At 59.5% G+C, this 12,574-nt stretch carries 11 protein-coding genes; 3 read left to right on the forward strand and 8 right to left on the reverse strand.

All coding sequences use genetic code 11. The features are described 5' to 3' along the window. Window positions 1–25 precede the first annotated feature (25 nt). The 3 genes from KVG95_RS04550 to KVG95_RS04560 form a co-directional block, all read right to left on the reverse strand. Entirely contained in the window at window positions 26–793 is a 768-nt protein-coding gene (locus KVG95_RS04550) for an SDR family oxidoreductase (protein WP_052964181.1), read from the reverse strand. A gap of 38 nt (window positions 794–831) precedes the next feature. After that, window positions 832–1,899: a phosphotransferase family protein gene (locus KVG95_RS04555; RefSeq protein WP_192343638.1), complete on the reverse strand. Its 1,068-nt coding sequence runs from the start codon at window positions 1,897–1,899 to the stop codon at window positions 832–834. Window positions 1,900–2,181: 282 nt separating this feature from the next. After that, complete coding sequence (locus KVG95_RS04560; protein WP_217854687.1) at window positions 2,182–3,153, reverse strand: 2-hydroxyacid dehydrogenase; 972 nt, start codon at window positions 3,151–3,153, stop codon at window positions 2,182–2,184. Window positions 3,154–3,617: 464 nt separating this feature from the next. Here KVG95_RS04560 and KVG95_RS04565 point away from each other — a divergent pair, with 464 nt between their 5' ends. Further along, on the forward strand, window positions 3,618–4,898 hold the full coding sequence (locus KVG95_RS04565) for a serine/threonine transporter (RefSeq protein WP_217854688.1): 1,281 nt from the start codon (window positions 3,618–3,620) through the stop codon (window positions 4,896–4,898). A gap of 229 nt (window positions 4,899–5,127) precedes the next feature. On the opposite strand, the gene acnB is transcribed toward KVG95_RS04565, so the two are convergent. Then, window positions 5,128–7,728: a bifunctional aconitate hydratase 2/2-methylisocitrate dehydratase gene (gene acnB / locus KVG95_RS04570; RefSeq protein WP_032835413.1), complete on the reverse strand. Its 2,601-nt coding sequence runs from the start codon at window positions 7,726–7,728 to the stop codon at window positions 5,128–5,130. Window positions 7,729–8,135: 407 nt separating this feature from the next. Between acnB and KVG95_RS04575 the strand changes: the two genes are divergently transcribed. Next, window positions 8,136–8,606 carry a DUF1289 domain-containing protein gene (locus tag KVG95_RS04575; RefSeq protein ID WP_038984137.1) on the forward strand — a complete coding sequence of 157 codons (471 nt, stop codon included), beginning with the start codon at window positions 8,136–8,138 and terminating at the stop codon, window positions 8,604–8,606. 129 nt (window positions 8,607–8,735) lie between these two features. Here the strand turns inward: KVG95_RS04575 and KVG95_RS04580 are convergent, their stop codons facing one another. After that, entirely contained in the window at window positions 8,736–9,599 is an 864-nt protein-coding gene (locus KVG95_RS04580) for a universal stress protein (protein ID WP_038984136.1), read from the reverse strand. A gap of 162 nt (window positions 9,600–9,761) precedes the next feature. On the opposite strand from KVG95_RS04580, the gene KVG95_RS04585 reads away from it, so the two are divergent. Further along, window positions 9,762–10,370, forward strand: a complete 609-nt coding sequence (locus tag KVG95_RS04585) for a MiaE family protein (protein ID WP_205889308.1) — start codon at window positions 9,762–9,764, stop codon at window positions 10,368–10,370. Here KVG95_RS04585 and KVG95_RS04590 read toward each other — a convergent pair. From KVG95_RS04590 to KVG95_RS04600, 3 genes are all read right to left on the reverse strand, one after another. Continuing rightward, on the reverse strand, window positions 10,367–10,855 hold the full coding sequence (locus KVG95_RS04590; protein ID WP_217854689.1) for a GFA family protein: 489 nt from the start codon (window positions 10,853–10,855) through the stop codon (window positions 10,367–10,369). The genes KVG95_RS04585 and KVG95_RS04590 overlap by 4 nt on opposite strands. Window positions 10,856–11,054: 199 nt before the next feature. Then, window positions 11,055–11,672 (reverse strand): DNA-3-methyladenine glycosylase family protein, encoded by a 618-nt coding sequence (locus KVG95_RS04595; protein WP_217854690.1) that lies wholly within the window; start codon window positions 11,670–11,672, stop codon window positions 11,055–11,057. Between the two features lie 74 nt (window positions 11,673–11,746). Next, window positions 11,747–12,559 carry an isocitrate lyase/PEP mutase family protein gene (locus tag KVG95_RS04600; protein ID WP_217854691.1) on the reverse strand — a complete coding sequence of 271 codons (813 nt, stop codon included), beginning with the start codon at window positions 12,557–12,559 and terminating at the stop codon, window positions 11,747–11,749. Window positions 12,560–12,574 lie beyond the last annotated feature (15 nt).

Genomic DNA, 12,574 nt, shown 5'->3' on the forward strand with positions numbered 1-12,574 from the left:
CCTTCGGTTTATTCGCAGTACCAACTCAGGACAAAAAACCACCATCCACATTCAACGAAACCCCAGTCGTGTAGCTCGACGCATCACTCGCCAAGTACAACACCGCACCGGCCATTTCACTCGGGTCCGCCACACGCTTGAGCGGAATCTGCTGCAGCGCGGTTTGCAATATGGCGTCGTTCTTGACCAGCGCCGAAGCAAACTTGGTGTCGGTCAGACCCGGCAGCAGGGCGTTGCAACGAATGCCGAATTGCGCGCATTCCTTGGCAAAGACTTTGGTCATGTTGATCACCGCTGCCTTGGTCACCGAGTAGATGCCCTGGAAGATCCCCGGCGAGATGCCGTTGATCGAGGCGACGTTGATGATGCTGCCACCACCGTGTTCGCGCATCAGCTTGCCGGCTTCCACTGACATGAAGAAGTAGCCACGAATGTTCACGTCGACGGTTTTCTGGAAGGCACTGAGGTCGGTGTCCAGTACGTTGCAGAACTGCGGGTTGGTCGCGGCGTTGTTGACCAGAATATCCAGGCGCCCGAACTGTTCGCGAATGGCGGCGAAGACTTGGGTGATCTGCTCCATCTCACCAATGTGGCAGGCGATGGCGGTAGCCTTGCCGCCGGCGGCGATGATTGCGTCGGCGACGTGCTGGCAGCCATCGAGTTTGCGGCTCGAAACGATCACGTGGGCGCCTTGCTGCGCCAGCAGTTTGGCGATGGCTTCACCGATGCCACGGCTGGCGCCGGAGACGAAAGCGATCTTGCCGTCGAGGTCGAACAACTGAGTCTTGGACATGATTTTTCCTTGTTTTTGGGCCCGATCAGCGGCCGTGATCAGAGGCTGGATTTCGAGATGACTTGCAGGCTCATCTGCTCCAGCAGTTTGTTCATGTGAATGAACTGCGCGAAGCGTTTGTCCTGGGTCTGACCATGGAAGAAGCGGTAGTAGATCTGCTGCACGATGCCGGCCAGACGAAACAGGCCGTAGGTGTAGTAGAAGTCGAAGTTGTCGATCTGGATGCCGGCACGCTCGGCGTAGTAATCAACGAACTCACGGCGGGTCAGCATGCCGGGAGCGTGGCTTGGCTGGCGGCGCATCAATTGCACCGGCGCCGGGTCGTCGGCTTCGATCCAGTAGGCGAGGGTGTTGCCCAGGTCCATCAGCGGGTCTCCGAGGGTGGTCAGCTCCCAATCCAGCACGCCGATGATCTGCATCGGGTTCTCGGGGTCGAGGATCACGTTGTCGAAGCGGTAATCGTTATGGACGATGCTCGACGTCGGGTGATCGGCCGGCATCTTGTCGTTGAGCCAGGCCTTGACCGCTTCCCACTTCGGCGCATCCGGGGTCAGGGCTTTTTCGTAGCGCTCGCTCCAGCCTTTGATTTGCCGTGCTACATAACCTTCGGGTTTGCCGAGGTCGCCCAGGCCATAGGCCTTGTAGTCGACCCGGTGCAGTTCCACGAACTTGTCGATGAAGCTTTTGCACAGGGTTTCGGTCTTCGCTGAATCAAGGCCTAGCTCTGGTGGCAGTTCGGAGCGCAGGATGATGCCCTTGACCCGTTCCATCACATAAAACTCGGCGCCGATTACTGACTCGTCGGTGCAGTGCACGTAGGCTTTGGGGCAATAGGGAAAGCCATCCCGCAGTTGATTGAGAATGCGGAATTCGCGGCCCATGTCGTGGGCAGACTTGGCCTTGTGACCGAATGGAGGCCGACGCAGGACGAATTCCTGTTCGGGGTATTCCAGCAGGTAAGTCAGGTTCGACGCACCGCCCGGAAACTGGCTGATTTTCGGCAAGCCGCTCAGGCCTGGAATGTGCGCCTTGAGGTACGGATCGATCAGGCTGGCATCGAGTTCTTCGCCGGAGCGGATACGGGTGGACTGGTCAGTAAGCGCCATGCTTATCCCTTCTGCTTATTTTGGAGGCCAGACATCATTGGCTAATCTAATGGTGCGCCGGGGTCGCCACAAGCGCGGCACGGTCTTATAGGTTAGCGTGTTGCCGGATAATCAGCGTTCCTGATGCGCGAGCGCGGGCTCGGCGGACGAATGTCGGCCAGCATCGATATTGAATGTGCCGACGTCATCGCGAGCAGGCTCGCTTGAGCGCGGAGATCCAAATGTGGGGGCAAGTCTGCTCGCGATGAGGCGATCTCATTCAATACTGCTATTGGGCGTCCTTCAGTGATTGAGTCGGGTGGCTGCCGTCGGCGGCGGTAAAGCAATCGGGGTCAGGACCGGTTGACCGGAAAAAAACGCCGTCAGGTTTTTGCCGACCAGTTCTACAGTGCCTTGGGTGGCCTCCGGGGACAATCCGGCGACATGCGGGGTCAGAATCACGTTGGCCAACCGCTTGAGAGCGTCCGGCACCTGGGGTTCGTTATCGAAGACATCCAGCGCGGCACCGGCGATCCGTCGCTGTTCCAGCGCGCTGATCAGATCTGCCGTGACGATCACACTGGCTCGCGCGATGTTGACGATAAATCCGTTGGGCCCCAAAGCGTCGAGTACCTGCCTGTTGATCAAGTGTTGGGTACCAAGCCCGCCGGGTGCGGCAATGATCAGAAAGTCCGAATGGCGTGCCAGTTCGGATGGGGTTGAGCAGAAGCTATAGGGAACGTCGCTGCGATGCTGGCGGTTGTGGTAACTCACGCTCATGTCGAAGCCGTTGGCGGCACGTTTGGCGATAGCGATGCCGACGGCCCCAAGGCCGAGGATGCCCAGGCGTTTGCCGGCCAGGGAAGGGCGCATGATTTTCGGCCACTCGCCCCGACGCACGGCAGCATCGGCCCGAGGAATATCCCGCACCAGTGCCAGCAGCAGCGCCATGGCGTGGTCGGCGACGGAAGAGGCATTGACGCCGGCCCCGTTGGTGACGGTGATGCCGCGGTCGGCGGCGGCTTGCAGGTCGACGTGCTCGTAGCCGGCGCCGATCACGCAGATGATTTTGAGATTGGGCAGGGCGGCAATTTCATTGGCGTGCAGGCCCAATGGGCCGCGCGTCAGCACCGCATCGATCTGACCGCCCTGTCGGGCAATGGCAGCGGCGCGCTCGGCCGGGGTCGGGGCCAGGATCAGATGAAACCCCTGATGTTCGAGAATCGGCAGGTATTCATTGATGGTTTCAACCAGTACCAGAACAGTTGCGGTCATGCTGGGCTCCTGCGGGCAGCGGAATGTTGGGGGCTCGAACGTCACTTCAGATTGCTGACTCCAGAGCGGTTTGGCAATGGCCAGGGGTTTTGACTCCCGGTGTCGGAGCTGGCGAAGCCTGCGATCCTTCTAATGACAACACTAGATCAGAGCGGGGCAGATGGTGGGAGTTTGTCCACGATCCGTAGGAGCGAGCGGTGCGGCGATCCGACTTGCTCGCGAAGAACGATAACGCGGTATTCCTGATGGACCGAGGCGACTGGTTCGCGGGCAAGCCTCGCTCTTACAGGAGAATGCAGGCGCCCGCTGCATCTGATCCGCATAACCATTCCTCAGCTAAGTCTTTGCTTCTGCTGATTAATCCCGGACAATCGCGCCCCTGTTTCGGCCAGGGCGCTGCCTGTCGGGTTTTCCGACTCGTCCTGACCGGGTGGCAAGTGACCGGAAAGCGGAGATCCGACCGGATGAATGATCAGGCCAATAGCGTCGACGAACGCTATGTAGCGGCAACACCAGCGAGCCTAGAAAGCTGGAATCGCCATGACACCACCTGGATGCTGGGCCTGTTTGGCACGGCAATCGGGGCCGGCACCCTGTTTTTGCCGATCAACGCGGGGCTGGGCGGCTTCTGGCCGCTGCTGATCCTGGCGGTGCTGGCGTTCCCCATGACGTTTTACGCACACCGTGGCCTGACCCGCTTTGTGTTGTCCGGCCGTGAAGGCGCCGACATCACCGAAGTGGTGGAAGAGCATTTCGGCATCAAGGCCGGCGCGTTGATCACGTTGCTGTATTTTTTTGCGATCTTCCCGATCCTGCTGATCTACAGCGTGGCCCTGACCAACACTGTGGGCAGTTTCCTCGAACATCAACTGCACATCATGCCGCCACCGCGCGCTGTGCTGTCGTTCGTATTGATCCTCGGCCTGCTGGCGGTAGTGCGTTGCGGTGAGCAGGTGATCGTCAAGGCCATGAGCCTGATGGTGTATCCGTTCATCGTCGCGCTGCTGTTCCTGGCGGTGTTCCTGGTGCCGCACTGGAATGGCGGCATTCTCAGCACCGCGACTACGCTGCCTGAGCCGTCGGCGCTGCTGCACACCCTGTGGCTGGCGATTCCGGTGATGGTGTTCTCGTTCAACCACTCGCCGATCATCTCGGCGTTCGCCGTGGACCAGAAGCGTCGCTACGGCGCGCATGCCGAAGAGCGCAGCTCGCAGATCCTGTCCCGCGCCCACATCCTGATGGTGGTGATGGTGCTGTTCTTCGTCTTCAGCTGCGTGCTGACCCTATCGCCGGCGCAACTGGCCCAAGCCAAGGCGCAGAACCTGTCGATCCTGTCGTACCTGGCCAACCATTTCAGCAACCCGACCATCGCCTTCGCGGCGCCGTTGATTGCTTTCGTGGCCATTTCCAAGTCGTTCCTGGGCCACTACATCGGCGCCAGCGAAGGCTTGAAGGGCCTGATCGTCAAGAGCGGCAAACGCCCGGCACCGAAGACGCTGGACCGCATGACCGCGGCGTTCATGCTGGTGGTCTGCTGGATCGTTGCCACGCTGAACCCGAGCATTCTCGGCATGATCGAAACCCTCGGTGGCCCGATCATCGCCGCGATCCTGTTCCTGATGCCGATGTACGCGATCCGCAAGGTTCCGGCCATGGCGCGCTTTCGTGGTCAAGCCTCTAACGTCTTCGTGACGGCGGTGGGCCTGGTGGCGATTTCGGCGTTGATCTACTCCCTGACTGCCTGAGGATAGATCTTCCAGACACGCTGAATACCCTGTGGGAGCGGGCTTGCTCGCGAATGCGGCCTTACAGTCAACGAAGATGTTGAATGGGATGGCCTCTTCGCGAGCAAGCCCGCTCCCACATTTGTTTTGTGTGATTCATGCAAATCCCTGTAGGACCGGTGTTTGGGGGCAGGCATAAAAAAACGCCGCTCATCTCACGATGGGCGGCGTTTTTTATGGCGTTGTAACGTTAGGCTTGAACGACCGGGATGTTGGCGTTCGCAGCAGCTTCACGGAACTCGGCGATCTGGTCGAAGGACAGGTAGCGGTAAACGTCGGCCGCCATGCTGTCGATCTTGCCAGCGTATTCCATGTACTCCTCGACGGTCGGCAGGCGACCCAGGATGGACGCAACGGACGCCAGCTCGGCCGAAGCCAGGTAGACGTTCGCGCCGTCACCCAGACGGTTCGGGAAGTTACGGGTCGACGTCGACACCACAGTCGAGTTCGGCTCTACACGTGCCTGGTTACCCATGCACAGCGAGCAGCCTGGCATTTCCATGCGTGCGCCAGCCTTGCCGTAGATGCCGTAGTAGCCTTCTTCGGTCAGCTGGTGAGCGTCCATTTTGGTCGGCGGCGACAGCCACAGACGGGTTGGCAGCTGACCTTTGACCTGTTCCAGCAACTTGCCGGCAGCGCGGAAGTGACCGATGTTGGTCATGCACGAACCGATGAACACTTCGTCGATCTTCTCGCCAGCAACGCTGGACAGCAGACGGGCGTCGTCCGGATCGTTTGGCGCGCAGAGCACAGGCTCTTTGATGTCGGCCAGGTCGATTTCGATGACTTCAGCGTATTCGGCGTCAGCATCGGCAACCATCAACTCAGGGTTGGCGATCCAGGCTTCCATCGCTTGAGCACGACGTTCCAGGGTCCGCACATCACCGTAGCCTTCACCGATCATCCAGCGCAGCAGGGTGATGTTCGATTGCAGGTATTCGGTGATCGACTCTTTCGACAGCTTGATGGTGCAACCGGCAGCCGAACGTTCGGCCGAGGCGTCGGACAGCTCGAAAGCCTGTTCGATGCTCAGGTTGTCCAGGCCTTCGATTTCCAGGATGCGGCCGGAGAAGGCGTTCTTCTTGCCTTTCTTCTCGACGGTCAGCAAGCCAGCCTGAATCGCGAAGTAAGGAATGGCGTGAACCAGGTCACGCAGGGTGACGCCCGGTTGCATCTCGCCTTTGAAACGCACCAGGATCGATTCCGGCATGTCCAGCGGCATCACGCCAGTGGCAGCGGCGAATGCGACCAGACCGGAACCGGCCGGGAACGAAATGCCCATCGGGAAACGGGTGTGGGAGTCACCACCGGTGCCGACGGTGTCCGGCAGCAGCATGCGGTTCAGCCAGCTGTGGATGATGCCGTCGCCCGGACGCAGGGAAACGCCGCCGCGGGTCATGATGAAGTCAGGCAGGGTGTGGTGGGTAGTCACGTCGATCGGCTTTGGATAAGCCGCGGTGTGGCAGAACGACTGCATCACCAGATCAGCGGAGAAGCCCAGGCACGCCAGGTCTTTCAGTTCGTCACGGGTCATTGGACCGGTGGTGTCCTGGGAACCGACGGTGGTCATCTTCGGTTCGCAGTAGGTGCCTGGACGCACACCGGCTACGCCGCACGCCTTGCCGACCATTTTCTGCGCCAGGGTGAAACCCTTGGTGCTTTCGATCGGGGCATCCGGTTTCTTGAACAGGTCGAACGCTGGCAGACCCAGTTCGGCGCGAGCCTTATCGGTCAGGCCACGGCCGATGATCAGCGGAATACGACCGCCGGCACGGACTTCGTCCAACAGCACAGGGGTCTTCATTTCGAAGGTGGTGATGACTTCGTCGGTACCGTGCTTGCAGACTTTGCCAGCGTGCGGGTACAGGTCGATCACGTCGCCCATGTTGATGTTGGTCACATCAAATTCGATTGGCAGTGCGCCGGCATCTTCCATGGTGTTGTAGAAGATCGGAGCGATCTTGCTGCCGAAGCAGAAGCCGCCAGCACGCTTGTTCGGGACGAAAGGAACGTCGTCACCGAAGAACCACAGCACCGAGTTGGTGGCCGATTTACGCGACGAACCGGTACCGACCACGTCACCGACGTAGGCGATCGGGAAGCCGCTGTTGCGCATTTCTTCGATCTGCTTCATCGGACCGATGGAGCCTTGCACGTCCGGCACGATGCCGTCGCGAGCCATTTTCAGCATGGCCAGGGCGTGCAGCGGGATGTCCGGGCGGGACCAGGCATCAGGAGCAGGGGACAGGTCGTCGGTGTTGGTTTCGCCAGTCACCTTGAACACGCGCAGGCTGATCTTGTCGGCCAGTACAGGGCGGTTCTTGAACCACTCGCCGTCGGCCCAGGATTGCAGAACGCCTTTGGCGTGAACGTTGCCGTTCTTGGCGCGTTCAGCGACGTCGTGGAAGGCGTCGAACATCAGCAGGGTGTGCTTGAGTTCTTCGGCGGCCACTGGTGCCAGTTCGGCGTCGTCCAGCAGATTGACCAGCGTCACGATGTTGTAGCCGCCCTGCATGGTGCCGAGCAGTTCAACAGCGCGTTTCTTGTCGATCAGAGGGGATTTGGCTTCGCCTTTGGCGAGGGCAGAGAGGAAACCGGCCTTTACATAGGCCGCTTCGTCCACTCCAGGTGGAACGCGATTGGTGATCAGGTCAACGAGGAAGGCTTCTTCGCCAGCCGGGGGATTCTTCAGCAGCTCGACCAGGCCTGCAGTTTGTTCGGCGTTAAGCGGCTGGGGAACGATACCCAGTGCTGCACGCTCTTCGATATGTTTGCGGTAGGCTTCAAGCACAGTTATTACCCTCATCAGTGGTCCCAAATGGGTGTCCGGGACGCTCATCCCGAAATTGCCGTACTCATGCGCTGCGTGGCGTTGTGGGCCGCTTAGCCAGAATTACCGGCAATTCCTTACAGAAGCTGCTTTCAAAGTTTTACGCCTGCAGAACGGGGAGCTGATGAGGGTTGGCGTCAGGTTTTTCACCGCTGAAAAACCCTTCGCCAACACCGCTCTGAAGGAACGACTGTGCTCGTGACGCTTTGAAAACAGCTTCTAACGGACATTGGCGCCTTAAAAGGCTGGCTGATTCTACGGCAAAAAAAAAATTTAGGTAAGTTAGGCCCTGAACTTTGAGGGGTGATGAATGTTAGACAAAGGGCTAACATGCCGACCTGTTCTGCTTTCCCGTGTTTTGCCTACCTATGCCCAATCAGACCATCAAGACCCCCTGCATCGGCCTCTGCTCCACTGTTTACGGTGATCTGGTGTGCCGTGGCTGCAAGCGTTTCCACCATGAAGTGATTCACTGGAACGGTTACAACGAGGAAGAAAAGCGCGCGGTATGGCTGCGTCTTGAGCAACTGCTGTCGCAGGTGATGGCCAGCAAGATAGAGATTTTCGATCCTGCGTTGCTGCGACTGCAGCTGGAACAGCGCAAGATCCGCTTTGTGCCGCATCAGTCGGAGTATTGCTGGGCATACCAGTTGATCGCCCGGGGGGCGCGGGTCATCAACAATCTGGAAGCCTACGGGATGGTGCTGCTGCCGGAATTCCGCGACTGGAACCTGCCGGAACTGCGCGATGCCATTGATCGGGAATTTTTCCTGCTGTCTGAGGCGCATTACCAGCGCTACATTGCGCCGGGGTTTCTCAAGGATGCCTTTGGCGGTTAAATCTTAAAAACTTCGCGAGCAAGCCCGCTCCCACATTGGATCTGTGTCGTTCACAAATTTCATGACCAATGGAGATCCCATGTGGGAGCGGGCTTGCTCGCGAAGGCTATTTATCTGACGCCGAAAATCTCAATGCTGGGTCACGATCTCCTCCAGATGATCCATGACCGTATCCGGCTTGAGCACCAGCACATCGCTTTCCAGCGTATCCAGCACCGCTTCCGCCGTATTACCGATCAATGCCCCGGACAACCCGGTCCGCGCCACGGTGCCGATCACCGTCACCGATGCTCCCAATTTATGAGCCATATACGGAATCAACACATCCGCCGGACCTTCCTCGATGTGCAGATGGTCATCATCAATGTCGAACTCGGCCTGGAACGCCTTGCACTGCTCGCGGTAACTGGCCTCGATGGTTTCTTTTAGCTGAAATGTAGGGTCGGCCGCCGACAGCATCGGCGATGGGTGAGCGCTGATCACGTGTAAATGAGCTTTGGCCAGGCTGGAGATGTCGTAGCCATGATCAATGATGCTGGCGTGCAAGGTGCGGTGTTCGCCGTCGATGTTGCCGACATCGATGGCCGCCAGGATCACGCCGCCGGTCCAGGGTTTGGCGGTTTTCACCAGCAGCACCGGAGTAGGGCAGTAGCGCAGCAGTTTCCAGTCCGCGGGGGTCAGCAGGGCTTTTTTCAGCGGGCTGTCAGCGAAATGCTGCTTGATCACCAGCCCGCAGCCTTCGGCTTGCTGCACATCGACAATGGTTTCGTGCAGGCTGTCGTTCCACGCCTGTTCAGTGGTGACGCTATAACCGTCCTCCAGAAGGGCCGCCTTGAGCACACCCAGCATGCCAGCGTGGTCATGCTTTTTATCGCAGACCAACAGGTGCAAATGGGCCTGGGTCACGCCAGCGATCAGTTTGGCCCGTTTGAGCGCCAGGCTCTCCGAGTGCTCGGGTTCGATGACCACCAGAATGCTGCGAATGGCTTGCATGATCGGAATCTCCCTGGAAGGTAAAAAACACTGCGTTGGACAACTATAGTTGCTGGTCGGCATTCGGCGACTTGATGCATATCAACGGTTGGCGGCTGGTGGTCTGTCGGCAGGCCGGTATAATCGGCGCCCTTCGTTCTGTACCTTTTATCCGTGAGCCCCATGATCCTTCCCGAAATTCACGAATTCCTTGGCTGCCGCACGCCCGATGGCTGGGTCCAGGCCGCGCTGGCCGATCAGGAAACCCTACTGATCGACCACAAAAACTGCGAATTCAAGGCGGCCAGCACGGCGTTGAGCCTGATTGCCAAATACCACTCCCACGTTGATCTGATCAACCTGATGTCGCGTCTGGCCCGGGAAGAACTGGTGCACCACGAGCAGGTCATGCGCCTGATGAAAAAGCGCAAGATCGGGCTGCGTCAGCTGTCCGCGGGGCGTTACGCCTCGGGCCTGCGCAAAGTGGTGCGCAGCCACGAACCGGTGAAGCTGGTAGACACGCTGGTGGTCGGCGCCTTCATCGAAGCCCGCAGCTGCGAGCGTTTCGAGGCGTTGGTGCCGCATCTGGATGAAGAACTGGGCAAGTTCTACTTCGGTCTGCTGAAAAGTGAGGCGCGGCATTTCCAGGGTTACCTGAAACTGGCCTATCAGTACGGTGACGCCAAGGACATCGCCCAGGTGATCGACAAGGTTCGTGACGCCGAGCAGGCGTTGATCGAGTCGCCAGATGTGGAGTTTCGCTTTCACAGTGGTGTGCCGGTAGCGGCCTAACGGCTCAAACCCAGGCGCTCATGCCACTGGGCGATGGACTCTTCGGGCCACACATCGCACTGTCGATCAGCGGGCTGCGTCTGGACTTCCACCCATGGTGCTTTCGAACCGAGCATCACGTGCGTGTACTCGGGTGGCACCGGCAGCGCCGTGTCGATGGCCGAGGCAAACGGATGAATCAACTCCGGCCATTCAGGACTGAACACCCATAATCCCGAGCCGCAAAGGGAACAGAAATGCCGCTCGGCAGTGCTGCGGTGGGCGCGTTTGTCACCTTCCTCCTTGAGCCGCGCATGGTAAATCGAGATGTGCTTGCGACCGCGCACCTTGAGGCTGGCGGCATCGCCAGCGATGTTGATCGCATAACCGCCACCGCCCTGGGTCTTGAGACAGATCGAGCAATAGCAGCGTTGATAAGGGTAGGGGTGGGCGCTGGTCAGGCTGAACGACACTGCGCCGCAATGGCAGGAGCCTTCGAGCTGCATGGGAACCTCCGACGGGTCTTGGGATGGCTCAAGACAGCCTAGACCGTCAGGGTTTCCGGGCAGTTGAATTTGTGCTGGATGTGCGGGCCTCTTCGCGAGCAAGCCCGCTCCCACACTTGATCGTTGTCGTACACAAAATCTGTGTTCACTGAAGATCTAATGTGGGAGCGGGCTTGCTCGCGAAGAACGATAACGCGGTCTACCGGTTGGGCACCCGCCACAAGTACCACGCCGCCACCGTTCGATACGGGCTCCACGTTAGCCCGATTTCAATCATCTGCTTACGAGTCGGCTGTACCTCCAACCCCTTCAGCCGCCGATAGCCCTCGCGCACCCCAAAGTCATCGGCCGGCAAAATGTCCGGCCGCTCCAGGCTGTAGATCAGCAGCATTTCCACCGTCCAGCGACCCACTCCACGCAAGGTAATCAAGCGCTCAATCAACGCTTCATCGTCCATGGCCAGGGCCGTGGCGTAATCAGGGACGACGCCGTCCAGAGCCGCTTGAGCGATGCCCTGAATAGTCGTGATCTTGCTGGCGGAAAAACCGCACCCGCGCATCTGCTCGAAGTCTGTCGCCAGAATCTGCTCAGGTCTTGGGAAGGTGTTTGAAGGAAATAGCGCCAGCAGCCGGCCGACAATCGCATCGCCGGCCTTGGCATGCAGTTGTTGATAGGCAATCGCCCGCACCAACGACTCATAAGGATCGCGAGCCGCATGGGGCTGATGCAGGCAGGGGCCGATGGCGCTGATGTGGCGTTGCCAGTCGGCATCGAGGGCTGAGAGAAATTCGCTGGCCAGTTGATAGGTGTCGGGCATGGAGCATCCTGAAGTGCGGGGGACTGCGGGAAGATTAGTCGTCGCCCCGTAGCGCCGCACTCCATTGCTTGCGGTCAAACTTTGCCGGTGGGGGCCAGCAGGGCGTTCACTTGGCCATACGTGAAGGCCTTGAGGTCGCTGCTATCGAGTTTTCCGGTTTCCAGAAAGCTTTTGGCTACCGACGCCATGGCGCCGTAGAGGAACTCGGCGATGCTCGAGCCGGCGCTCAAACGGCGCACGCCGAGGGCTTGCAGTTCTTCAGGCGAAGGCAGGCCCGCGAAACCTAGCACGTTTACCGGCAGCGTCGTGCCACGGCACAGCGCTTCGATCTCATACGCCGCCGTGACGCCCGCCGCGAACAGTCCGTCGGCACCGGCGGCCTGATACAACGCGGCACGCTTGAGTGTCTCTGCGACGCGATCTTCGGCCGGCACCAGGCCCCTGAGGTACACGTCGGTCCGGGCGTTGATAAATAGCTTTACGTCCCGGCGATTGGCGACCTGGCGAGCGATTTCGATCTTGCGGGCCAGCAGTTCGGGTGGCGAAGCACCGTCCTCGATATTGATCCCCACGGCACCGGCAGCGATGACGGCGTCGATCACTTCTGCGACCCGACCCAGGTCATCGGAATAACCGGCCTCAATGTCCACGGTCAACGGCACCGTGATGACTCGGGCAATGGATTCGACGGTGGAAACGAGACGTTCAAGCGGCAAGGTGTTGCCATCCGGGTAGCCGTGAACCCAAGCCACCGCCGCGCTACTGGTGGCGACGGCCTTGCTGCCCAGCTGTTCCACCAATCGCGCCCCTGTGGCATCGGCGACGTTGGTCAGAATCAGCAGGCCGCTTTGGTGCAGTTGGTGGAATTGGTTGTCGAGTGTGTCCATCGAGTGTCCTTCCTT

It is taken from the genome of Pseudomonas farris (assembly GCF_019145235.1).
Taxonomy (GTDB): Bacteria; Pseudomonadota; Gammaproteobacteria; order Pseudomonadales; family Pseudomonadaceae; genus Aquipseudomonas; species Aquipseudomonas farris.